19 protein-coding genes are annotated in these 24,526 nt (G+C 56.9%); 7 read left to right on the top strand and 12 right to left on the bottom strand.

Annotated elements, in window-relative coordinates:
* Positions 1-66: 66 nt before the first annotated feature.
* The 4 genes from uxaC to pdxA all read right to left on the bottom strand — a co-directional run bounded on the left by uxaC (position 67) and on the right by pdxA (position 5,795).
* Entirely contained in the window at positions 67-1,467 is a 1,401-nt protein-coding gene (uxaC, locus tag FAES_RS24645) for a glucuronate isomerase (protein WP_015333921.1), read from the bottom strand.
* Between the two features lie 107 nt (positions 1,468-1,574).
* Positions 1,575-2,777, bottom strand: coding sequence for a mannonate dehydratase (gene uxuA / locus FAES_RS24640; RefSeq protein ID WP_015333920.1), 1,203 nt, complete (start codon positions 2,775-2,777; stop codon positions 1,575-1,577).
* Between the two features lie 218 nt (positions 2,778-2,995).
* A complete protein-coding gene (locus FAES_RS24635; protein WP_015333919.1) occupies positions 2,996-3,886 on the bottom strand; it encodes a YicC/YloC family endoribonuclease in 891 nt (296 codons plus the stop codon).
* 82 nt (positions 3,887-3,968) lie between these two features.
* On the bottom strand, positions 3,969-5,795 hold the full coding sequence (pdxA, locus tag FAES_RS29780; RefSeq protein ID WP_015333918.1) for a 4-hydroxythreonine-4-phosphate dehydrogenase PdxA: 1,827 nt from the start codon (positions 5,793-5,795) through the stop codon (positions 3,969-3,971).
* A gap of 147 nt (positions 5,796-5,942) precedes the next feature.
* Here pdxA and FAES_RS24625 point away from each other — a divergent pair, with 147 nt between their 5' ends.
* On the top strand, positions 5,943-6,890 hold the full coding sequence (locus tag FAES_RS24625; RefSeq protein WP_015333917.1) for a 2-hydroxyacid dehydrogenase: 948 nt from the start codon (positions 5,943-5,945) through the stop codon (positions 6,888-6,890).
* A 6-nt stretch (positions 6,891-6,896) separates the two neighbouring features.
* Here FAES_RS24625 and FAES_RS24620 read toward each other — a convergent pair whose 3' ends face one another.
* Together FAES_RS24620 and FAES_RS24615 are read right to left on the bottom strand one after the other, a co-directional pair.
* Positions 6,897-7,811: a pirin family protein gene (locus FAES_RS24620; protein ID WP_015333916.1), complete on the bottom strand. Its 915-nt coding sequence runs from the start codon at positions 7,809-7,811 to the stop codon at positions 6,897-6,899.
* 38 nt (positions 7,812-7,849) lie between these two features.
* Complete coding sequence (locus FAES_RS24615; protein ID WP_015333915.1) at positions 7,850-8,476, bottom strand: L-threonylcarbamoyladenylate synthase; 627 nt, start codon at positions 8,474-8,476, stop codon at positions 7,850-7,852.
* Positions 8,477-8,642: 166 nt separating this feature from the next.
* Between FAES_RS24615 and FAES_RS24610 the strand changes: the two genes are divergently transcribed.
* Positions 8,643-9,989: a PQQ-dependent sugar dehydrogenase gene (locus FAES_RS24610; protein WP_015333914.1), complete on the top strand. Its 1,347-nt coding sequence runs from the start codon at positions 8,643-8,645 to the stop codon at positions 9,987-9,989.
* A gap of 71 nt (positions 9,990-10,060) precedes the next feature.
* Here FAES_RS24610 and FAES_RS24605 read toward each other — a convergent pair whose 3' ends face one another.
* The 3 genes from FAES_RS24605 to FAES_RS24595 form a co-directional block, all read right to left on the bottom strand.
* Entirely contained in the window at positions 10,061-10,693 is a 633-nt protein-coding gene (locus FAES_RS24605; RefSeq protein ID WP_015333913.1) for a nitroreductase family protein, read from the bottom strand.
* Between the two features lie 39 nt (positions 10,694-10,732).
* Complete coding sequence (locus tag FAES_RS24600; RefSeq protein ID WP_041258365.1) at positions 10,733-11,437, bottom strand: DsbA family oxidoreductase; 705 nt, start codon at positions 11,435-11,437, stop codon at positions 10,733-10,735.
* Positions 11,438-11,516: 79 nt separating this feature from the next.
* Positions 11,517-12,122, bottom strand: a complete 606-nt coding sequence (locus FAES_RS24595) for a TetR/AcrR family transcriptional regulator (RefSeq protein ID WP_015333911.1) — start codon at positions 12,120-12,122, stop codon at positions 11,517-11,519.
* Between the two features lie 188 nt (positions 12,123-12,310).
* Between FAES_RS24595 and FAES_RS24590 the strand changes: the two genes are divergently transcribed.
* Positions 12,311-13,060: a rhomboid family intramembrane serine protease gene (locus FAES_RS24590; RefSeq protein WP_158408813.1), complete on the top strand. Its 750-nt coding sequence runs from the start codon at positions 12,311-12,313 to the stop codon at positions 13,058-13,060.
* A 153-nt stretch (positions 13,061-13,213) separates the two neighbouring features.
* Here FAES_RS24590 and FAES_RS24585 read toward each other — a convergent pair whose 3' ends face one another.
* A complete protein-coding gene (locus FAES_RS24585) occupies positions 13,214-13,831 on the bottom strand; it encodes a methyltransferase domain-containing protein (RefSeq protein WP_015333909.1) in 618 nt (205 codons plus the stop codon).
* 140 nt (positions 13,832-13,971) lie between these two features.
* On the opposite strand from FAES_RS24585, the gene FAES_RS24580 reads away from it, so the two are divergent.
* The 3 genes from FAES_RS24580 (at position 13,972) to FAES_RS24570 (ending at position 21,733) form a co-directional block, all read left to right on the top strand.
* Positions 13,972-19,422 carry a fibronectin type III domain-containing protein gene (locus FAES_RS24580; protein WP_015333908.1) on the top strand — a complete coding sequence of 1,817 codons (5,451 nt, stop codon included), beginning with the start codon at positions 13,972-13,974 and terminating at the stop codon, positions 19,420-19,422.
* Between the two features lie 95 nt (positions 19,423-19,517).
* Positions 19,518-20,315, top strand: a complete 798-nt coding sequence (gene murQ / locus FAES_RS24575; RefSeq protein WP_015333907.1) for an N-acetylmuramic acid 6-phosphate etherase — start codon at positions 19,518-19,520, stop codon at positions 20,313-20,315.
* 74 nt (positions 20,316-20,389) lie between these two features.
* Positions 20,390-21,733 (top strand): DEAD/DEAH box helicase, encoded by a 1,344-nt coding sequence (locus FAES_RS24570; RefSeq protein ID WP_015333906.1) that lies wholly within the window; start codon positions 20,390-20,392, stop codon positions 21,731-21,733.
* 9 nt (positions 21,734-21,742) lie between these two features.
* Here FAES_RS24570 and FAES_RS24565 read toward each other — a convergent pair whose 3' ends face one another.
* Positions 21,743-22,318, bottom strand: coding sequence for a DinB family protein (locus FAES_RS24565; RefSeq protein ID WP_015333905.1), 576 nt, complete (start codon positions 22,316-22,318; stop codon positions 21,743-21,745).
* A gap of 115 nt (positions 22,319-22,433) precedes the next feature.
* Between FAES_RS24565 and FAES_RS24560 the strand changes: the two genes are divergently transcribed.
* Positions 22,434-23,327, top strand: a complete 894-nt coding sequence (locus FAES_RS24560; RefSeq protein WP_015333904.1) for an alpha/beta hydrolase — start codon at positions 22,434-22,436, stop codon at positions 23,325-23,327.
* Here FAES_RS24560 and FAES_RS24555 read toward each other — a convergent pair.
* Complete coding sequence (locus FAES_RS24555; RefSeq protein WP_015333903.1) at positions 23,324-24,481, bottom strand: hypothetical protein; 1,158 nt, start codon at positions 24,479-24,481, stop codon at positions 23,324-23,326. The two genes, FAES_RS24560 and FAES_RS24555, sit on opposite strands and share 4 nt — an antisense overlap.
* Between the last annotated feature and the right edge of the window lie 45 nt (positions 24,482-24,526).

Here is a 24,526-nt window from a genome sequence, read left to right as displayed (position 1 = left end):
CTGGATAAGATTGGGGTAAAAACGCTGGAATTTTGGCCAATAACCAGATAGTCTACGGCAATCGGCTTAAAATCCAAAATAGCCTTTGGCGTTGCGATAGCAGATATCCTGCACAATGCCGCCCAACCACGCAAGGTCGTTGGGCAGTTCGCCGTTGGCAACATCGGCCCCGATCAGGTTGCAGAGGATACGCCGGAAATACTCGTGGCGGGGAAACGACAGGAAGCTGCGCGAATCGGTGAGCATCCCGACGAACCGGCTCAACAGCCCCATGTTCGACAGGGAGTTGATCTGTTGCTCCATGCCGTTTTTCTGGTCCAGAAACCACCAGCCCGAACCAAACTGCAGCTTGCCGGGCGTGCTGCCATCCTGGAAGTTACCGATCATCGTCGCGAACAGGTCGTTATCGGCCGGGTTCAGGTTGTACAGAATCGTTTTGGCCAGTTGATTGGTGTTGTCGAGGCGGTCGAGGTGGCGCGACAGCGAGCGAGCCTGACTGAAATCGCCGATGCTGTCCCAACCCGTGTCGGGGCCTAATTCGCGCAGTTGCCGGGTGTTGTTGTTGCGCAGCGCACCCAGGTGAAACTGTTGTACCCAGCCTTTGCTGTGAACGAGCTGCCCAAAAAACAGCAGCATCGCCGATTTGAACGTACCCAGCTCGCCCGCCGACAGGGTTTCGCCGTTCATGGCGCGCTCAAACGACTGCGCCACCGATGCCCGGTCGAACGAATCGGCGTAGACGGTTTCAAGGCCGTGGTCGGAGGCCCGGCAGCCGTGTTGCACAAACCAGTCGGCGCGGCTTTCCAGGGCCGACAACAGCCCATCGAAATCCTGAATTGGCTGACCGGCGGCGCTGCTCAGTTTAGCGATGTACGCCTGAAAAGCAGCTGGGTCGTCGGGCGTCATGGCTTTGTCGGGCCGGAACGTCGGCACCATCTCGAAGCCTGGATCGGTCGCGGGCAGGGCGGCATGGTGTTCCAGCGAATCGGCCGGGTCGTCAGTCGTGCCGACAGCCGCTACCTTCATGCGGCGTAGCAGGCCCTGCGTGCTGAATTCCGGCGCTTGCAACTGCTCTGAACATTGGTCATAAATGCGGCGGGCCGTGGCGGGGGTCAGCAGTTCCGTAATGCCAAAGTACCGTTGGAGTTCAAGGTGGGTCCAATGGTAAAGTGGGTTGCGCAGCGTGTACGGAACGGTTTCGGCCCATTTTTCAAACTTCTCCCAGTCCGATGCCCCGCCGGTGATGAAGTGCTCGGCAATACCGTTGGTCCGCATCGCCCGCCACTTGTAATGGTCGCCATAAAGCCAGACCTGCGTGATGTTCTCGAACTGATGGTTCCGGACAATCTGATCGGGTGGCAGGTGGTTGTGGTAATCAATGATGGGCATTGGCGCGGCGTAGTCGTGATAGAGCCGCCGGGCCGGTTCGCTTTGCAGCAGAAAATCGTCGGTCAGAAAGGTTTGCATAGGATGGGGACGCAACGGCGCGAAGGATATCGCAAAGGGCGCTAAGATTGATAAGTCAGCGTAAAAAGAGCGTTGCGCTCTTTGCGATATCCTTCGCGCCGTTGCGTTTAAAGCGTTTGGTTAAGACCCAGCATGAGGCCGCGGATTTCGGCCAGACCGCGCAGGCGACCGATGGCCGTGTAGCCGGGGTTGGATCGTTTGGTCGAGCGCAGATCGTCGAGCATGCGGTGGCCGTGATCGGGCCGGAACGGCATTCGCAGATCCTGACGGCCTTCGGCTTCGCGGCGGCGTTGCTCAGCCAGCAGGGCTTTCACCACGCCATACATATCCACGTCGCCCGTGAGGTGGTCGGCTTCGTAGAAACTACCGTCGGCTTCGCGGCGGGTGGCGCGCAGGTGAATGAAATGGATACGATCGGCCAGGCGCGAAGCCATACCCACCAGATCGTTGTCGGGCCGCACGCCGAAGCTACCTGTGCAGAAACACAGGCCATTCGCCGGTACGTCGACAGCGTCGAGCAGGGCGCGGGCGTCGGCTTCGGTGCTCATCACGCGGGGCAGGCCCAGCATCGGAAACGGCGGATCGTCGGGGTGGATCGACAGACGAATACCCAGCTCCTGCGCGACAGGGGCGATTTCACCCACAAAATCAATCAGATTGCGGCGCAGCTGATCAGCGTCGATGTGGGCGTAGGACGCCAGCACCTCGCGCAGGGCGTCGATGGTGAACCCTTCTTCGGCACCGGGTAGCCCGGCAATGAGGTTACGCGTAAGCTTGGCGACGTCGGCATCGGTGGCGCGGTCGAGCCAGGTACGTGCCGCCGTTAGCACCTCGGGCGTATACTCGGCTTCGGCACCGGCGCGTTGCAGAATCAGCACGTCGAAGGCGCAAAACTCGGTCATGTCGAAGCGCAGGGCCGTGGAGTGGTCGGGCAGTTGGTAATCGAGGTCGGTGCGGGTCCAGTCCAATACAGGCATGAAGTTGTAGCAGACCGTATCGATCCCGCAGGCGGCTACGTTGTGCAGCGTCTCCTTGTAATTGGCGATGTAGTCGCGCCAATTGCCTTGCTGCTTTTTGATGTCTTCATGAACGGGAATGCTTTCGATCACCGACCAGCTCAGGCCGTGGGCGGCGATGGTTTGGCGGCGTGCGTCGATCTCAGCTTTCGACCAGACGGTGCCGTTGGGTAGGTGGTGGAGGGCGGTGACGATCCCCGTGGCTCCCGCCTGCCGAACATCCCACAAACTTACGGGATCGACAGGGCCGGTGGGGTAATCGCCAAACCAGCGCCAGGTTTGCTCTAATGCCATTTTGTGATGCTAATGCGAACCAAGAAGAAGCCAATAGGCTGTTTCTTACTATTAGCAATGAAAAAAGCTGACCCGTGTAGATCAGCTTTCACTAGTGTCATCCTGTTTTTTTGTCATCCCGACGACAGGAAGGATCTTGAAGCATCCTTACCCTCAAGCTGGGAAACCTGAAGAACCCTCCTGTCGTCGGGATGACAAAAAACATAGCTGTAAATCGGCTAGATCACGTTCATGGTCTGCTCCTTGATCTTTTCCAGTTCGTCTTTCATCTGCACCACGTACCGCTGAATGACCGAATCGTTGGCTTTGGAACCGATGGTGTTGATTTCGCGGCCAATTTCCTGGGCGATGAAGTTCAGTTTTTTGCCATTGGCTTCCTCGGTGGCGAGCACTTCCATGAAATACACCAGGTGGTTTTTCAGGCGCACTTTTTCTTCCGAGATGTCGAATTTCTCCACGTAGTAAACCAGTTCCTGCTCGAAGCGGTTGCGGTCGAACTCTTCGTTGCCCAGCAGGTCGGTAATGTTGCCGCGCAGGCGTTCGCGCACGGACGGTATGCGGAGCACGTCCTGCGTTTCTACGTCGGCCAGCCGGTCGGTGATGGTCTGGATGTACTCGCGGAACTTGCCTTCGAGCGAAGCGCCTTCCTGCGCCCGAAACTCATTGCAACGGCTGATGGCTTCGAGCACGGCCTGCTGAATGAGGGCCCAGTCTTCCTGCGCCGTATCCACGTTGCTGGCCGATTCGGTCAGGTACACGTTGGGCATGCTCATGGCCAGCCGGAACAGCTCGTCGTCCGAGGTGCTCAGCAGCATCGAATTGGCCGTTTCGCGCAGGTCGCTGATGTAGGCCGTTACGAGCGGGCGGTTGATGGTCACGGTCGGGCGCAGGTCGGCCGTGCGCGTGATCGACAGGTTGAATTCGACTTTACCCCGTTCGAGTTGCTGGGTCAGCAGGTTCCTTACTTCGATTTCGCGGTCGGAGAAGCCGCGTGGCAACCGGCAGAAAATGTCTAAGAATTTAGAATTCAGCGTTTTGACTTCCGCCGTTGCCGAGAGGCCGTTTGCTTCGACGGTGGCAGTGCCGAAGCCGGTCATTGATTTAAGCATGTGTGGGAGAAAAGGTATGGGGCATGGTGCATGGGGCATGGGGTTTCAAAAACTCCCTAAACCCCATGCCTCCTGCCCCATGCTATTTTTTAAGTGCATTGGCTTCTAATTCCTGGTAGTCGATGCGGCGGCGGGCGACGTCGCAGGCAGTGTAAATGGCCTGAATCATCGAGGTTTCGTCGGCGAGGCCTTTTCCTGCGATGTCATAGGCTGTGCCGTGGTCGGGCGAGGTCCGAACGGCGGGCATCCCGGCGGTGAAGTTGACGCCTTCGTCGAACGCGATCGATTTAAACGGAATCAGGCCCTGGTCGTGGTACATCGCCAGTACGGCGTCGTATTTCCGATAGGCGCGGGTGCCGAAGAAGCCATCGGCCGGGAAGGGGCCATACACCAGCTGCCCTTTTTGCCGCAACTCATTGATGAGCGGCGTGATGATCTCTTTTTCCTCGTTGCCGAGCAGACCGTTTTCGCCCGCGTGAGGGTTGAGGCCCAGCACGGCGATTTTGGGGCGACGAATGCCGAAATCCTGTTTCAGCGACTTGGTCATCAGGTCGATCTTTTGCAGAATCGCTCCTTTGTGAATGCCCTGCCGAACGCGCCCCAGCGGTACGTGGCCCGTCACGACGCCCACCTTCAGTGTCTCGCTGACCATGAACATGAGGTTGTCGGCAACACCGAAAGCGCTGGCGAGGTACTCGGTATGGCCCGGAAACTTGAACGCTTCCGACTGAATATTGTGCTTGTTGATCGGCGCCGTAACGAGGGCATGAATTTTCCCGGCTTTGAGATCTTCGACCCCGCGGCTCAGGCAGGCAAAGGCCGCAATGCCGGCTTCGGGCGTCACCTTGCCGGGCTGAATATCGACGGGTAGCGGAGCGGGTTTCTCAACAACGGGGGCGGGCGTTTCGGCCTCGCCGTCGGCCGGGGGGTCGCCCTCGGCTACGGTTGGTTGCGGTACCGGCGGGGGCGTGTTTTCGCTGAAACAGGTGATGACATTGGTCATTTTATGACTCGCCTGATCGACCTGCTGAATCCCGTTGAGGTTCCAGTCTTTCAGGTTGAGCAGGTTGCGGTACCGGTTCAGTACGCGCATAGAGCCATAAATAACCGGCGTGCAAATCTTCTGCAGCTGATTGTATTGCAACGCTTTCAGGATCACCTCGGGGCCAACGCCGTTGTAATCGCCGAGGGTGATGCCGATGATGAGGCGTTCTTTCTGCGCGGTTTCCGAAATGGGCGCGCGGTCGCCGGAGCGGTGGCTGCCATCCAGTTCGTCGTCGGCTTCGAAGACCGAGGCCCCCGCATACCGATCAACGGCCATGGGCTCGTACCGCTCCTGCCGCTCGGGCTGGGGAGGCTGCACACTGGGTTGAGCCTGGCGCAACTCGACGGGCCGCGAACCCGACCGGTCAAAGGCAGACCGCTCGGGCTGGGTACGTTCCGGTTGGGTACGTTCGGGCCGTTCAGGCCGTTCGCTCCGCTCGGGTCGGTTCCGCTCGCGCTCAGGGCGGGCTGGGCGTTCGGCGCGGTCGCCCCGGTCGGTGGGCTGGCGCTGGTTGTTGCGCTCGTTCCGCTCAGACTGGGCACGCTCGCCCCGTTCGGGGCGGTTTCGTTCGCTGCGGGGTGGGCGCTGACTGGCTGGCTCGGCCTGGGTACCGGCCGGCTCAGGTACGTTGCCGCTCTCGTCGGTATCGTCTTCGGCACCGATAAACGACGTGTCAATCTCTTCAAACTCCAGATCGTCGTCGATGGCCGACGCCTGTTCACCACGAGGCTGCCCGTTTTTGTCGCGATTGCGGTTCCGGTTCCGATTGCGATTCCGGTTTCGGCTGCGCCGTTCCTGTCCGTTGTTCGACTCGCCCGACGCCGGAGTTTCGCGGCCTTCTGTATTGGGTGGCTGTTGTTCCATTCCAGAAAAACAGGTTAGGGTATGCGGCTACAGTTGGCTGTTGGAAGCCGGTTGCCGGGGTATTGGCAACCCTTCACTCGTAAACGCGCAACCTCAACCTATTTTTATTAATTGATAATTACGTTTGCAAGTTACAAACTTCCCCTCATGTCGACACCCCAAGCGGCGATTCTGATTGCCGATGAAATGCACCCCTCGCTGTTTACCATGCTCGATGAAGCCGGTTACAGCTATGAGTACCAACCCACCGTCAGCCGGGCCGACCTGCTCGCCCGGATCGGGCCGTTCGAAGGGCTTATTATTCGCAGCAAAACGACCGTCGATACCGAGATGCTGGCCGCCGCCCCGCACCTACGCTACATTGGCCGGGCGGGCGCCGGGCTCGACCTGATCGACGTGGCCGCTACCGAGGCGCGCAGGATTCAGGTCTTTCATGCTGGCACGGGTAACCGCGATGCCGTCGCCGAACACGTGCTGGGTATGTTGCTAGCCCTGTTCAACAACCTCCTGAAAGCCGACCGCGAGGTACGGCAGGGCACCTGGGACCGCGAGGGCAACCGGGGCATCGAACTGATGGGCAAAACGGTGGGGCTGTTTGGCTACGGCAACAACGGACAAGCCACCGCCCGCCGCCTCAGTGGCTTCGGCTGCCGCGTGCTGGCCTACGACAAATACCGCACCGACTACGGCGACGCCTATGCCGAAGCCGCTACCGTGGCGCAGATTATGGCCGAGGCCGATGTGCTGAGCCTGCACGTGCCGCTAACTACCGATACGCGCCAATGGATCAACGACGCGTTTATCGAGCAGTTTAGCAAGCCGTTTTTCCTCGTCAATGCGTCGCGCGGTGAGGTGGCTTCGCTGACGGCGGTAGTGGCCGGGCTTCAGTCGGGTAAAGTGCGCGGGGCTTGCCTCGACGTGCTGGAAAACGAAAAGTTGAAGACGCTGACGCCCGCGCAACAGGCGGCGTTTGACTACCTCCGCCAGTCAGATCGGGTGGTGCTGACGCCCCACATTGCGGGCTGGACCCACGAAAGTTACGTGCGGATCAACCAGGTGCTGGTGGATCAACTCCTGGCGATGAAAAAAGCCTGAAACCGGTCAGGAGAGGGGTGGTGGCGGCGGGCTACCCACGGGCTTCGATTTATCGTCGGGCAGGGGAATGAACGTCGTGTTGTCGGTGGGAGGGAGCGCAATACGCCCCGCCTGCCAGTCGGCTTTGGCCTGCTCGATGCGGTCGAGGCGCGACGACACGAAGTTCCACCAGATGTAGCGCTCGCCCAGCGGTTCGCCGCCCAACAGCATCAGCGTGCAGGCTTCGTGGGCGACTAGCACCGGATCGATACCTTTCGTGAAGACGAGCAATTGGCCGGCTTCGTAGGTACGTCCGCTTACCTCCACGCGCCCTTTGGCCACGTAGGCGCCCCGTTCGCTGTAGCCCAGCGGCAGGCCAAAGCGCGTGCCCGGCTGGAGCACGACATGGGCGTAAAACAGCGGTGAATGGCTTTTAACGGCATTGGTAAGGCCAAACACATCGCCCGCGATAAGCCGCAGCCAAACGCCGGTATCCGTGAAAACGGGCAACTGTTCGATTGAATAGTTCGTAAAGGCGGGGTCGCTCTCTTCGTCGGCTTCGGGCAGGGCCACCCACGTCTGTATCATTTCGAGGCTATTGCCGACGAGCAGATTGGGGTCTTCGAAGCGCTCGGAATGGGCTATGCCCCGGCCGGCCGTCATCCAGTTGACGTCGCCGGGCCGAATCACCTGCTCAACACCCAGGCTGTCGCGGTGGGTAAGCTGCCCGTCGAACAGATAGCTCACCGTCGACAGGCCGATGTGTGGATGCGGCAGCACGTCCATGCTCGTGACGGGCTGCGGCGGCAGGGCCACCGGGCCACCGTGATCCATGAAAATAAACGGCCCCAGCATACGCCGAAGCCGGTAAGGCAGAATCCGCCTGACGGTGAACCCATTGCCCAATGCAGCCGGGCGCGCGTCGATGATTTGATCCAGCATAAGGAGCGGTAGGTGTTCGTGTGAATCGGATGCCGTTGTTAGTCCCAATTAACTTCGCCCAGCCCCAGCCGGATAACCTCGAAATCGTCGGTGGTGGCGTCGATGACGGTGGACGGAACGTACCCACCGATGCCCCCGTCGATGACGATGTCGACGTCGTGGCGGTATTTCTCGAAAATCAGTTCGGGGTCGGTGCTGTATTCGACCGTGCCGGGTTCTTCATCGCGCAGGGTAGTAGTAATGATCGGGTTGCCCAGTTCGTGGACAAGCTGCCGGGGGATATCATTGTCAGGCACCCGAATACCGACCGTCTTTTTGCTGCTATTCAGCAATTTGGGTACCTGGTTGTTGGCTTCCAGAATGACCGTGTAGGGGCCGGGCAGTAGCCGTTTCATCAACTTAAACGCCGAATTGCTCACGCGTGCATAATCGGCGATGTGGCTAAGGTCGTAACAGATAAACGAGAAATCGTTTTTCTGGGGTTTGATACCTTTAATACGGGCCACCCGTTCCACCGCCCGCGCATTGTGAATATCGCAGCCCATACCATAGATAGTATCGGTCGGGTAAATAACCACCGCCCCATCGCGCAGGGCGCTGGCTACCTGCCGGATGCGGTTCATGTCGGGGTTCTTGGGGTATATTTTTACGAAATCGGCAGGCATAAAAAGGAGTTTAAGGTTCAGCGCCCAAGGTTTACGGTTACCAACAACGTACCCAGCCAGATTGCCGGATCAACATTGAACTCGGACCCGTAAACCTTCAGCGCTCTTGGCATAACTTCGTGCTTTCACAATTAGTTGTTTGGCTGTACCTGAATCGCTTCGTTCTATGAATCGCTACGTTCCACTACTTACGCTGGCCCTGCTGGCAACCCTCACGGCGGCGACAACGCCCGGCAAAAAAAGCCCCCGCCCCACCCGGCCGGGTACGTCGGCCATTAAACCGGATGATGATAACGGCGGGCTGAAACTGGCACCGGGTTTCTCGGCACTCGTCTATGCCGATAACCTGGGTCGGGCGCGCCACGCCGCCGTCGACCCCACCACAGGTACGTTGTTTGTCAAGCTCGAACGCCTCAAAGACGGCAAGGGTATTGTGCAACTGAACGATACCAACGGTGATGGCCGCGCCGACCAAACGGTGCTGTTTGGTAACTACCCCGGCACAGGCGCCGCCGTAGTGAATGGCTATCTCTACGCCTCGTCGGATACGTCGGTGTATCGGTATAAGCTGACCAACGGTAAAGTGATGGCCGATACCCAACCCGAGCCGATTGTGGTGGGCCTGACCCTGCAACGGCAGCACGCCAGCAAATCGCTGGCCGTTTCGCCCGACGGCAAACTGTTTGTTAACTTCGGAGCACCCTCAAACGCCTGCCAGGAAAAAGACCGGCAGCCGGGGTCGAAAGGACAAATGCCTTGCCCACTGCTCGATAACTACGCCGGTATCTGGGTGTTCGACGCCAACAAAACCAATCAGCGGCAAAGCGATGGTCGGCGCTATGCAACTGGCATCCGTAATGCCGTTGCCCTCGACTGGAACACCGCTACCAACACGCTGTATGCCCTGCAACATGGCCGCGACAACCTCAACAACTGGGGCGGCGCCTTCACGGATGAGGTCAGCGCCGAGCTGCCGTCGGAAGAGTTTCTGATGGTGAAAGATGGGGCCGATTTTGGCTGGCCCTACTGCTACAACGACCACTACCAAAACAAAAAAATGCTGGCGCCCGAATATGGCGGCGATGGGAAAACGCAGGATCAGTGTGCGGGCAAAGACAAACCCATCATGGCCTTTCCCGGTCACTGGGCGCCCAATGACGTGCTGTTCTACACGGGCAACCAGTTCCCCGCCCGCTACAAAAACGGCGCGTTTGTTTGCTTTCACGGATCGTGGAACCGCGCACCGCTGAAACAGGGTGGTTATTTTGTCGCCTTCATTCCGTTTGGTAAAGACGGCCGCCCGTCGGGTAAATACGAAGTGTTTGCCGAAAACTTCGCGGGCGTAGCCGAGCAGGGTGTACCGGGCCAAAACGCCAACGCCGGTAAGCTCGAACTAGCCAGCCCCGGCGACGCCAAACACCGCCCAATGGGCCTGGCGCAGGGGCCTGATGGCTCGCTCTACATCACTGATTCCGTAAAAGGCACCGTGTGGCGCGTGCTGGCGAAGAAGTAAGTAAACCCGAACCAACCAGCAAAGGCGGCGATCCAATTGGATCGCCGCCTTTGCTGGTTGGCAGTTATTGGTTACGCAACTTCGATAAACAGTTCTTCGGCCGGGCGGCGCACTTTGGGCGCGGTGGCCAGAAAGTCTTTTTCAGCATCGCGATAGCCCAGCACCAGAATGGACGTGCTGTGTAGGCCTTTGGCGGGCAGATCAAGCAGTTTGTCGAGAGCGTCAGCGTTGAATCCTTCCATCGGCGTAGCGTCGACTTCTTCCGTGGCTGCGGCAATCAGGCCTGTGCCGAGGGCAATGTAGGCTTGCCGGGCAGCCCATTCAGCGCGGGCTTCGGGCGTGCGGGTCAGCAGCGCTCCCTTGATGGAATCGGCGAAGGGCGTCAGCGACTCGATCGGCGTCTGGCGTGTGTCGGCAATCAGCTGCATGTAGGCATCAATCTGCTGCGCTTCAACGGCGGTCCAGCTAGCAAACACCAGCACGTGTGAGCCTTCTACAATTTGTGGTTGCGGGCAGGCCTGTTCGTGAATCTTGCCGCGTAGCTCGTGGCTATCAATTACAAGCACGTTGTAAGGCTGAATGCCGACCGACGAAGCCGATAGCCGAATGGCTTCCAGTATCCGGTTTACTTTTTCGGTGGGAACGGGCTTTCCGTTCATTTTTTTGGCAGCGTAGCGCCAGTTCAGGGCCTCAATGAGTTCCATAAGATGAATTTGTTCAGGTTGTATTCTATTGATTGATAATTAGCAATTGCCGTCGATGTCGCAGGCGGGCGCATCGGCCGAGAGGTCGGTGAGGGCAGGCTGGGTCTGTTTCCAGTTGGTCCAGGCGGTGGTCAGCGCGCCCAGGAAGGTATCGGGTGCCTGTGCCCCCGATACGGCGTACCGCCCATTCAGCACGAAAAACGGTACGCCTCGCACGCCCACCTGCTGCGATTCGTAAATGTCCTGCCGAACGGCATCGGCAAACTGATTGCTGCCGAGTACCTGCTCAACTGACTCGGCCGACAGGCCTACCTCGGTACCGAGCCGAAGCAACGTGGCGTGGTCGGCGGTATTGAGGCCTTCGGTAAAGTAGGCCAGGAACAGGCGCTCTTCCATGGCGTCGCCCAGGCCCTGCGTCTTGGCCAGTTGGATCAGGCGGTGGGCATCGAATGAGTTGGCGACGACGGCCCGGTCCAGGTGATACGTCAGGCCTACCTCGCTCGCCATATCGGTTACGCGCTCATTCATGGCGCGGGTCTGCTCCAGACTCCAGCCTTTTGCGTCGGCCAAATAGTCGTTGAGCGAGCGGTTCGGCTCGGTTTTCTGGTTGGGATTCAACTGAAAGCTTTTCCAGATTACCTGCACCTGATCGCGTTGCGGAAACTGCGCCAGTGCCTGTTCAAATTTTCGTTTGCCGATGTAGCAAAAAGGGCACATCACGTCGCTCCATATTTCGACGTTCATAGTTGGCTTTGTGGCTGTTTGCGTGGTCATAATTACAGTAGTAGAAAATATAACGGTGTTAGGATTTAGGCAAAAAAATTTAGTAGGTCAATGACTTGATAAAGCCTGTGATCGCATCCTGAAGGATCAGTTGGCAGTAGTTGTCCGTTTTCGACGATTGCCCGTCGATCATCTGAATCGACACCAGACCGTGCAGAATCGACCAAAACGTGCGGAATTTCAAATAAGGGTCGGCATCTACATTAGGGCCTGTTGCCAGCAACTGCTCGATGGGATGACGAACAAAATCAGAGAAAAGCCGCAGTTCGGCAATGTGGTTGGCGGCGTCGCAGGTTGGAATTCCAAGCCCAAACATCAATTGGTAGTACTCTCGGTTTTCGAAGGCAAACGTCCAGTAAGCCTGGGCGATGCCCTGTAGTTGTTCGGCGGGCGCTTTGTCGCAAATGGCCTGCTGCTGCATCTGCTCTAGCAGGCGCTGAAACCCTTGCCGCGTAAACTCAAGCAAAATGGCATCTTTGCTCACAAAGTGGCTGTAGATGACGGGCACACTGTACTCGATGGCGTCGGCAATTTTCCGGATCGAAAGCGAAGCCCAGCCCTCGGCCAGCACCTGCTGCCAGGCGGCCGTCAGAATGCTGTTCCTGACTTCTTCTTTCTGTCGTTGCCGTCGTTCGAGTACGCCCACGTTACACGGTGTTTGCTTTTATAACAGCGTTAACTTTTGTCCATAAATTTTAGTTCGCCATTATTCATCATCACAATAAAACTGACAAGAATGGCTCATCGCCGGGCGCCCTGGCGAGTACCGGCCGGAACTTCTATCTCGTTGGGATGCCTTATCAACCAGACAGTAACGACCACTAAACAATGGACATGAACACCACCCAGCCCCCATCAACGTCACCTTCCGGCAGCCTTCGCGATGTGTTCTGGCCCCGGCCTGGGTACGTTGCCACACCCATTCTGATGGGCATCAATATCCTTGTTTTCGTAGGTATGGTCCTGACGGGTGTGAACATCATGTCGCCAACCGGGCAGGATCTGGTCAATTGGGGCGCCAACTATACCCCGCTGACTTACGGCGGCCAACCCTGGCGACTGCTGACGGCCTGTTTTCTGCACATCGGCCTGATCCACATCGTGGTCAACATGATGTCGCTGCGGGTGCTGGGCAGCCAGATAGAGCCGTTGCTGGGTACGTCGCGCTTTGCCGTTGGGTACGTTGTTACGGGACTCACGGGCAGTCTGGTAAGCCTGTGGTGGCACGATATGGTAGTGAGCGCAGGCGCTTCGGGGGCTATCTTCGGGATCGAAGGGATGCTGGTGGGGCTGCTGCTCACCAATCTGTTCGACGCTGCCGCCCGGAAGGCGTTGCTTAAAAATAGCCTGTCTGTAGTGGGAATCAACCTACTGATTGGCGCGGGTATTGGAGCCGACAACGCCGCGCACCTCGGCGGTTTTCTGGGTGGCCTGCTGGTAGGACTAAGCTACTACTACGTGATTCGTGCCGAACTGGGCTGGCCGGCACCGCGTCTGCTGGCGCGCAACGCCGTAGCCTTCGGGTTGTCGGCGCTGGTTGTGGTGGTACTGGCGCTGTTCGTCTTTTCGCGATCACCTCTTTGACGCGGTCTAAGCAGGCGTCTGCCATAAATAGAAAAGCCCCGGCCTATGTGGTCGGGGCTTTTTGTTTCGCAGTTGTATGGTAAACGACCGTGTTGTGAGTTTAGTTTACGCCTTGAAAAATTGATCGATAATTTTTCAAAAAAGAACCGCTTTTCAACGGCGAACCCCGATTGTGGCAAAAAGTGGGTCGCTCCGGCGTGGAAACGGGCTACGGTCTTCGGTAAGGATGGTTGTAAACAGACCCGTCTGCTGGTAATACGTCTCGACCAATTGGGCATGACCGGCATCATCCAGCGCCTGCCAAACGGCCACCGCTTTCGTCGGAAACATCCGATTGGAAAAGACGGTGATAAAGGGCGCGCCCGGTTTCAACACACGACCAACCTCTCGAAACACCGCCACCGGTTGGGTCAGGTATTGTACCGAAACGGTAAGCACGCAGCCATCAAACTCGGCATCGGCATACGGGAGCGTCGGTTGCTCGTTCAGGTTTTGCACGATGTGGTCGGTGAGTTGCGGGTTTTGAGCCAATTCGGTCGCGTTCATACCCAGGCCAGCCACGCGCCCGTAAATGACGTCGGTTGGCAGGTGACTGCGCCAGCTGCTCATCAGATCAAGGATGGCACCGCCGGGGGGTAATAACTCGCCGAAGAGTTGCGTCGTGGCGGTAATGGCCGGTTCGTCGATGTGCACCACCAGCCGGGGCAACTGGTAAAACTGGCCGTCGTCGGTTTCGTCGTAGCGCCGGAAATAGGTGTCGTTAAGTAGCATATGATAGCACGTTGATCAGGTACATTGTCAACCATATTGGCAGGATAGTTGCGCCAAAATGTTAGCGTAGTCTGCTTACGTTTTGCCAAGAAAGTAGATTCATACTAACCTACTCCCACCTCGACCTTTATCCTGGTTCTATGCAAATACGCTACCTGCTCTTTGTTATTTTTTGCTCTATTGCCCACCTGACAATCGCGCAGACCAACTGTGCGACGCCTCCGTATAATCTTTACGTAAGTGCCGTTACCTACCAGTCGGCTCAACTGAGTTGGTACCAGTGCTGTGGCAACGTCACCGGGCAGGTCCAGTATAAAGCAACGTCGCAAACGAACTGGACGTCCCTGCCGCCGCAAAGTTCGTCGACACTATCACTGACCGGCCTAACGAATAACACCGTCTACCAGTGGCGGGTACGTGCCATCTGTTCGGTTGGAGATACGTCACAGGTGTCGGAGACCCGAACGTTTCAGACCATCTGCGCCAGCCCGAGCAGCCCATCAACCAGCGACGTCACTCATCAATCGGCTAGGCTACAGTGGCAGTCTGGCGTCGTCAATGCAGCGCATGAGGTGCAGTGGCGTCCCGTAGGAAGCAGCTCCTGGACAGTGGCTGGGGACCTTTCTGGTAACGCGACCACTCTGCAAAACCTGCCTAACAACACGACGTTTGAATGGCGGGTACGTACCCGTTGCGCCGAAAATGTGTGGTCAGACTTTACGAGTTCGGTGATCTTTCGCACCGAATGTGCGGCCCCGCAGAATTTGAGTGTGCTGGCGGCAAACACAAACGCTGTAGAACTGCGCTGGAGTAATGCGCCGAATGTCTACGCTGTCGATCTACGCTGGCGGCCAGTCGGGGCCAGTACTTGGACAGAGATAGCTAATCTGGCCAGTGCTGATTACGGACTACAGCCAATCAGCCCGAATATGTACTACGAATGGCAGGTACGTTCAGCCTGTTCAGCAACCGAAAAATCGGCCTATTCGGCTTCATCGCTGTTTCAAACGCAATGTGCCGTACCGACTCAGCTAACCACATTAGCGATAACGCATAATGCTGCCGCAGTAAGCTGGTTAGCCTCCACCGCGGTAGATGTGAGCTATCGAGTAGCGGGTACGTCTACCTGGACGGTTATCCGCGACGTGTCCGCCGCCGGCTATGAACTGACGGGCCTAGCTAATAATACCACCTACGAATGGCGCGTTAATGGGGCCTGTGCAGGTGGTGTTCCATCTGATTATTCGACCGTGCGTGTATTTACGACCAGCTGTGCTCCTGTTACCACCAGCCTTTCGGCCCAGCTTACCAACGAAAACGATCTGCGGTTAAGCTGGGTAGGGCTTGAGGACTGGAGGTATGAGGTGCAATGGCGGGTGAGTGGTACGTCGGGCTGGTCAGTAGCCACTGGACTAACGCAGGCGAATTACGTAATAAGCAGTCCACTCGCTAGTGTCATCTACGAATGGCGGGTAAGACACGTCTGCTCGCCATCGGAAATCTCGGAGTTTTCACCAATACAGACATATTCGGTACCCTGCTATGCTCCGTTCACGCAATTTAATACCGAAGCCCTCAGCGGTTCGTCGGTCCGGCTGACGTGGCAAAACAAAGTACCGACTACTACGGCAGAACTGCAATGGCGCACGTCTGATGCGTATTCCTGGACGACGGTTTCGGGTATAACGTCTTCACCGTATACCCTGACGGGCCTTACGCCGGGTCAAAGTTACTACTGGCAGTTGCGCCGGGTCTGCGAGGCTGGTGTACGCAGTGACTTCAGCAGCCAAAGCTATTTTTCGCTCAACTGTTTTCAACCGTACCAGTATCAGACGCAAGAGGTTACCAATAACTCGGCTACGCTGTCGTGGAACGGCGGAGCAACTGAACTGCGCCTAGGCTATGAGATTCAATACCGGACGTTGTCGGGGCCTGCCACTTGGACAACCATCACTGGCATTACCACCACAACCTATTCGCTGAGTGGGCTGACTGCCGGTCAGATTTATGAATGGAAGGTTCGGTCCACCTGCAAGGCAAACGACTCGGCTCCATTTGGTACCGCGCAGACATTTGTAACACAGTGTAATGGCGCGCTTAATAACCTACAGGTCACGTTTTATAAGCCTGGGGGTGGCGTTGCACTGAGCTGGTACGGCCAAAGCAACAGCGGTCAATACGAAATTCAATATCGCCCCGCTGGTAACGGCAATTGGATTAGCAAAACGGTACCCGCTGACGAAGCCGAGCCCGCCTCGCCTGCTCCGCCTGGCAACAAAACGTTCACCTTGTATGGGCTGCTCACTGATACAACGTATGAATGGCGGATACGGGGAGTTTGCGGGAACGAATCTGTCGGGCTTTGGGTAGACGGCCCGGCGTTTGTCATTAGCTGTTTAGCGCCAACTGTCTACAATGGCTCTCAAATAGATAACTCGCGGTTTCAGGTGTCATGGTATAGCCGTACAAGCACGGATAGCTACCGGTTGCGTTGGCGAGCTGTTGGCAGTACTGACTGGCTTTCGGATGTGACGGGCCAACCTAATTATTCGATTCCTGACCTAAAGCCCGGTACTACGTATGAATACCAACTTCAGAGCGTTTGCTCAACGACTGTCAACAGCGCGTTTTCGTCAAGCTATCCGTTTCAGCTAACCTTCGGATCGCCCGAAATCGGGTATCCGCAAGTTACGTCGGCTTCGTCCGTCGATGTGCTGTGGCAACATCCCAAGGCGACCATTGAAGAAACTCGATCAACCGCTTTTACGATCCAATACAGGCTGACAGACGGCGGCAGCTGGAGTACAGTAAGTGTACCCGCAGGTCAGGCGATGATTGAGTGGCCGCAATTGAAGTGGTCAGTTGGTGGGTTACAGTATAGTAAAAATTATGAGTTTCAGGTACGTGCCGAACGGGATGGGATGCGTTCAAGCTATAGCTATTCGACTTACGCGACCCTCTCGTGCCAATCCCCTTACAGTCTGGAACGGACAGTACTCGATGGAACGAGCGTGCAGATAGGCTGGTATGGCGGCGCGCAGGCCATTGTGCAATGGCGCATCGCAACGACGACAACGTGGATGTCGATTACCGCCTCGACGGGTTCTCAGTCGCCGGGTTATAACAAATACACGCTGGCTGGCCTTGTACCTAACCAAGCGTATGAGTGGCGAATCGCGTCGGTATGCTGGGGAAATACGAACAGTGATTTTGTGACTGGATCTTCGTTTCGAACGGATCTTCCCGCCAATGGCTGTACGCTGATGAAACCGGCCTACATAACAACCGCACCCGGTTCTACTTCGGCAACTATATTTTGGGGTTTCAGCGAAAGCACCCCTTTCTCGGGATCCGCCATCGTTCAGTACAGGGTACAAAACATGGTTAACTGGTCTGACTGGCCTGCGCAACGTAACTCCACGGCGTTTCTGACCGGATTGGCGCCTAACACCACGTACGAAGTGCGCATCCGTACCTACTGCGAAACCGATGGTGCTTGGCAGGTCAGTACAGCGGCTACATTTCGGACGATCTGTCGACCACTTACTAATGTATATGCTAGTGCCAACTACCGGACTGCATCAATCCGCTGGGAGTCGGGCGAAGTGGCAGTTGTCCAGTGGCGACTCAGTGGGTCGACGACTTGGTCTGCCGTGGCTGCTTCGAGCAGCCCGGTTACGCTGACCGGATTAACTTCTGGGGCGACGTATGAGTACCGTACACAGGTTACCTGCGACGGGAACGTTCGTTCGGTATTTTCGTCAATCAATACATTTCAGACTGGTGTCGATCAGGGCTACATCTATGTAATTGGTGGCATAACCCCGACCGAGGCGCGCTTAGCCATCATCTACGGCGGGTCGTCGGCCTACCGAGTTCAATGGCGGGAAGCAGGAGCCGCTGAGTGGAGCAATACGGGACTGCTGACAACCCAATCGCTGCTGCTTCAGAACCTGACACCCGGTACGGAGTACGTTGCCCGATTGGTGCTGGTGAACGGCGACGGTGCGTTAACGTACAGTGCGACAACCACCTTCACGACCCTGGTACCAACCGTGACGGATCTGTATGCTTACAACGTCAAACCTACTTCTGCCCAATTGAATTGGGTATCGTCTAGCGCCGATGTCATGCTGCAATGGCGCATGGCGGGTAATGTTGGCTGGAACACGGCTCTTGTGCAGACCGGCGCGGTCAATTCACTAACGGGTTTGCAGGCGGGTACCCCGTACGAATGGCGGGTCGCTCCGATGTTCGATGGTGTTCCTCAACGGTACTCCAGCATCGTCACCTTTATAACAATCTGCCCGGTTGTTTACCAGGTGAATGCCGAACGAACGTCACCCACAGCAGCCCTACTAAAATGGACCTGGCAAACGGAGTCATCCCAATACATACTTCGTTACCGGGTCGTTGGTACGCAGCCATGGATTGAACGGCGCATAACGGGCACGTCTGTCTACACCCTGACTGACCTGACAGCCGCCACCACTTATGAGGCCGCAGTAGCTGCCGATTGCCTCAACAATGGATTGCCCAGCTTCACGCCTGCAGTCCGCTTCACCACCCAATGTGCTGCTGCAACCAACCTGTGGTCTATGGGGATGCTCAATCCTAACAGAGCTCAGCTTAGCTGGACTGGAGGGAGCGTTGTGAGCGTGGTTCGTTGGCGGCCGATTAACACAACCGTCTGGACCAGTACGTTGGTAGAAGGCCAATCTGCGCTTATTCAGAACCTAACGGCTGGCATTACCTATCAATGGCAAGTACGCAGTAGCTGCGCGCCCGACGTAGAGGCTTCGTACAAAAGCGGATCTGATTTTGTATTGACCTGTACTTCCCCTTCAGTATACAATCAAACGGCCACACCTACGGACCCTACCACCGTTTTACTGCGCTGGCAGGCTAGTCCGATCGATCTGTATCAACAACTTAACCTGTATGGGCTTCGCTGGCGAGAAAAAGGAACATCCATTTGGCAGAGTATCACCGGAATTAGTAGCCCTTATTCATTGACCGGACTGGCCACAAATCGGACATACGAGTGGCAGGTTGGAGCGACCTGTGGGCAGTATTATCAGACAGATGCCTATATATTTCAGCTCTTTTGCAGCTTTCCCACCCGGCCACAGACGGAAGTAGTAAGCCCAACATCGGTGCGGTTACGTTGGCAGGACAATTTCGGAAATGGCCCCTACGAACTACAATGGCGCTTGGCAGGAACCAACGCTTGGAATACTGTCGCAGGGGTCATGGGGACAAGTTACACATTGACCGGATTGGCAACCGGCGGTAGTTATGAGTGGCAGATACGTAGCCAATGCACTGACTTACCCTATTCCCAGACGACCCTGATCAGACTGAAACGCCCGGCTCTATTGGGCTTATATACGGTGAAAAACGGAACCTGGAGCGACCCGACAACCTGGTCCTGCAACTGTGTGCCCGGCGTTACCGATGCGGTTTTACTCCGTCATGTCGTCACACTGCCAGCGAATAGCAGCGGGGTGGCAAAACAGGTGCAGTATGAGGCTACTGGACAATTGCGGATTGGCAGCGGTGCTGGCTTACAGGCAGTCATACGGCCGTAGGTGGGTGCGTCACCCATTTACACTTCAGCTTTTCGGTAAGAAACGTTCTTAAGTGGTAGTTTTGCATCCTCAACGACGGCATTCCGAACGTATTTATGATTACCGAATCGACCTCCCACTACGAGCATCTTGAGCAGATGTCGGTCCACGACCTGCTGACCAATATCAACCGCGAAGACCAAACCGTGCCCCTGGCCGTGGCGAAAGCCATTCCGCAACTCGAAGCGCTCGTAACGCAGGTAGTGGCCCGCATGCGCGAAGGCGGGCGGCTGTTTTACATTGGCGCCGGCACAAGCGGCCGGTTAGGCGTGGTGGATGCCTCGGAGTGTCCGCCGACCTATGGCGTCCCGCACGACCTCGTGGTGGGCCTGATTGCCGGTGGTGATGGCGCTATTCGGAAGGCGGTCGAATTTGCCGAGGATGATCCTAATCAGGCGTGGATCGACTTGAGCGCTTACAAAATTGAACCGGTCGATACGGTGGTGGGCATTGCTGCCTCTGGCCGGACGCCCTACGTCATTGGCGGGCTGAATCAGGCGCGCGCGGCCGGTTGCCTCACGGGCTGTATTGTCTGCAATCCCGGATCGGCGGTGGCGCAGGCGGCTGAATTTCCCGTTGAAGTAGTGGTTGGCCCCGAATTCGTGACGGGTAGCACACGCATGAAAGCCGGTACAGCCCAGAAACTCGCTCTGAATATGCTGTCGACCAGCGTTATGATTCAACTGGGTCGGGTCAAGGGCAATAAGATGGTCGATATGCAACTGTCTAACATCAAACTGCAACAGCGCGCTGCCCGGATGGTGATGGACGAACTGAACGTGTCGGAAGAGGTCGCCAACGACCTGCTGGCCCGTTTCGGTAATGTTCGCGGCGCGATCGAGAATTATAAGTGAGCCGGAGTGGTTGTTTGGTACGCCGCATCTCTGAGATAGCGTACCAAATAACTGCATCATCGATCACCTCCCCCATGACGTTCAACGACCTCAATCTCAATAAGCCACTCCTGAACGCGCTGGCCGATCTGGGCTATACCCAACCGACCACCATTCAGGAAAAGGTATTCTCGGTGGCCATGTCGGGGCGCGACGTGTGCGGCATCGCCCAGACGGGCACCGGGAAAACCATTGCGTATCTGCTGCCTTCGCTGCGGCAGTATCAGTTTTCGCCGACCCACACGCCCCAGTTGCTGGTGCTGGTGCCCACGCGGGAACTGGTGGTGCAGGTAGTGGAAACTGTCACGGCCCTGACCAAATACATGAACGTGCTGACGGTAGGCGTCTATGGTGGCGTGAACCTCAAACCGCAGGCGGCGCAGGTGCAGGCTGGTGCTGATATCCTAGTCGCCACACCAGGTCGGGCGGTCGATCTGCTGAAGAGTAATGTGCTGAAGACGAAGCAATTGAAGCGGCTGGTGATCGATGAGTTCGACGAAATGTTGAACCTCGGTTTTCGGGCACAATTGACGGCTATCCTCGACCTGCTACCGACCAAGCGGCAGAACCTGCTATTCTCGGCTACCCTCACCGACGACGTGGAGCAACTGCTGGGCGTGTCGACGCCGGGTACGTTCTTTAACGATCCTGTGCGTGTGGAAGCTGCCCCGGCCGGTACGCCGCTGAAAGGCATTCTGCAATCGGCCTACAACGTACCCAATTACAACACCAAACTGAATCTGCTGGAGCGGCTGTTGCAGGAAGACAGCACCATGACGAAAGTGCTGGTGTTTGTGGCGACGAAAGCCATGGCCGATCAGCTGTTTGATGATCTTGATCGCCGGTTTATCGACTCGGTGGGCGTGATTCATGCCGATAAAGCCCAGACCTACCGATTCGAAGCGGTAAGGCGGTTTGGCGCGGGCGAACTACGCGTGCTCATCGCCACCGATCTGGTATCGCGCGGTATCGATCTGCTGGGGGTATCGCACGTGATTAACTTCGATCTGCCTGATGAGCCCGAAAGCTACATTCACCGCATCGGGCGCACGGGCCGGGCCGACCAGAAAGGCATTGCGATTGCCTTCATCACCGAGGCCGATGCCGAGCGGCAGGCCGCCATCGAAGCACTGATGAAGACCGCCATTCCAGTGATACCGCTGCCCGATAAGCTGCCAATCTCGACGGTGTTGACCGATGCCGAAAAGCCGGAGATAAAGATGAAAATTGTGCAGCCGAAAGTGCCCAAGCGCGACGAGGTTGGCCCGGCATTTCATGAGAAAGCGGCTCACAACCAGAAAGTCAACGTGCGGCGCGATTACGAAGCCGAGAAGAAAGCGAAGTACGGCCGATCGTATAAACCCGGCCGACGGAAATAATCAGCCCGCTTAGGCCGGGAAGGCAGTGCTGGCTTTGATCTCTTCGATTTGTTTGCGATGCCGTTCGCCGTGGGAGGCAATGACCAGCAGGGCCTGGTAGGCATCCAACGTACCCAGCACGGGGTGTTCGAAAAAATGAACCCGCATGTCGGCCGCGGCGGTCTCGGCAAACGTAAGGGTAGCGGCGCGTTGTTGCTCGAAGGCTTCCAGGGCGCTGGGTACGTCGGCAAAACGGCCCGTGGGTACAAATGGCGTGGGCGCCGGGATGGTTACGCCCCGGCTACGTACCGCCTTGATCACAAACAGGTCGGATACCTTGATGGCCATGCGCCGGTCTGGATCGGCGGGGGCAAGCATCGCGGTGTGTATGGCTTTTGAAATACCCCGTTCAACCAGATAGATATGCTCCATACAGGCGGTAATCGACCAGCGGTCGGGCGCGGTTTTATAGCGTTGCTGGTCGTCGGATAAGCCCGACACCGCCTGGCGTAGGGCGTCGCGGGTAGCGAGTAGGGTATCGACAACGTAGGTACGTTCTTCGGGAGTGATGGGGCCGTTGGTGGTGGCTGGGTCGCGCTCTTCCATGAGAGGCGAAACTACAGAAATTAAACTGCAACGTAGCTAGCGGTGTTACTAGCTGGGTACGTTGCGGCCAATCGCCGCATCGACTCCTGCCTTCACGATCATCCACCTATTTGCTATGCCTGTTTATGCCCGGCCTTTAGCCGCTTTATTGCTGTTTCTATCGACCCAGGTGTCTGCCATTTCGTTTACCAGCAAACGAACCAAAGACATCCCCTACAAAGCCAAGACCAGCGCCGATTTCAATCCGGAAAAGAACGTGCTCGATGTGTACCGACCCAACGGAAAAGCGAACAGGCCCGCCCCGGTCGTTGTGTTTTTCCACGGCGGCAACTGGAATAGTGGCAGCAAAAACATTTATTGGTTTATCGGGCGACGACTGGCCAAACAGGGCGTAGTGGCCGTGATTCCGAGCTACCGACTCTCGCCCGAGGTGCAGGTGCCTGCTATGGCCGACGATTGCGCACAGGCAATTCTGTGGGTCAAAAACCACATTGCTGACTTTGGCGGCGACCCCGGCCGGATCTACGTCATGGGGCACTCGGCGGGCGGTGGGCTGGCGGCGTTGCTGGCCGTTCAGGATACTTATTTTACCAAACTGGGGCTGGCGCAAAACCCCGTCAAAGGCGCTATCCTCGACGATCCGGCGGGGATCAACATGTACGATTACCTAAAGGAAATGAAGTACCCATCTGACAGGCAGTACCTGATCCCGTTCGGTAACAAGCCCGAGGGCTGGCGCGACGTTTCGCCGTTTTATCAGGTGCGTTCAGGCGGGGCAAGTGGTCCGGCTGCGCCACCGACGCTATTGTATGTGGGTGGCAATACGTACCCGAGCATCATCGACGGTGCCAAAAGTTTCCACGAAAAACTGCTGGCGCTGGGTGTGAAAAGCCAATACACCGTACTGCCCGGTAAAAAACACGTGCCGATGGCGTCGCAATTGTTCTGGAAGCGCAACGTGATTTACCGCGAAACACTGAAACTCGTCAACGGAACACAAGCCGACTAACGCCTGCCGCCGAGTTGTACGGCGTAGCTTAGGTAGGGGTAGGCATAGAGCTTCGTTCTACTCGTATAATTGATGTTGGAGAATGACTGCTGTGTATACGAAAAAATGCCGATATCGAATGCGTGGCTTCTCTTGCGGATGCGTAGAGCCGCCGAGAGGCGGGTCGCAGGGCCATATGAATTGCCGTGTATCCGAATGCGATTATCACTGACGACCGAAAGTGACGGACTGAGGTATTGAATTGTACCGATCGTCAGCATGCCGAAATCCTGTAGGAACATCAGGTTGTCATCGATTCGGAACGTATACCCTAACGTGATGTTGTTTTGTGGTTTGCCAAATGAAGCTAGTACTTGCCCCAATAGACTGCTCCTGATGTAGCTCCTGATATCAAATGAGTTCAAGGTATACTGGCGTTGCAAGTGAGTGGTAAGCACCGCACCCAACCGGATGCTTTTGCCAATAGGAACGCCAACCCGCGTGTATACCTGTGTACCAAAATCGGTGCTGGTATAAATCGCTTCACTGAGATAGGACGACGTCTCATACACGAAATTCCAGGATGGGTTGGTAATCACCCCGGCGCTCCAGCCGTTGGTAATGCCCACTTCGGCCTCGTTGCGGATCAGGTACGTGTTGCGGTAATAGACCGTCCCAGCGCTGGGCGTGTAGGCCGTGCGGCCACTGAGCAGATACGGGGCCCCGATGGCATCGGAGGCAATGGCTTTGGGGCCACTGCTCGCCGCTTCCGTTGCCATGGTCGATGTGCTGAGGATGTCGGCCGGGTCGATGTAGCTTTGGGTGCCGTTGGCTTGCCGGACGACCACCGCTACGGGTGTCTGGCGAACAACCTGACCACTGACCGTCGCGCCGTCGCGCAGGCTGAACGACGTGATTTTTGTCGGGTTGGCTTGTCTGGCGGGGCGGGTCGTGGTGATGCGGACGATCTGGTTGGGTTGCAGGTACGTTACGTACTTGCCCGGCCGCTGCACGGCTATGGTGGCGCTGTCCTGCCGGATAATTTTGCCCGAAACGACGGTGCTATCCGTTAGCGTGAAATGAACGGTGGGCGTGCCTTTTGGCGCTTTGAGTGGCTGTGCGCAGAGGCTGATTGACCAGGCCAGGAAAAGCAGGAAACTGTAAAATCGTTTCATAAGTGAGTTGTGCCGTACGTACCAAGCAGGATTCCAACGGTTACG

Source organism: Fibrella aestuarina BUZ 2 (assembly GCF_000331105.1).
Lineage (GTDB): Bacteria > Bacteroidota > Bacteroidia > Cytophagales > Spirosomataceae > Fibrella > Fibrella aestuarina.
This window is presented reverse-complemented; position numbering and strand designations above follow the sequence as displayed.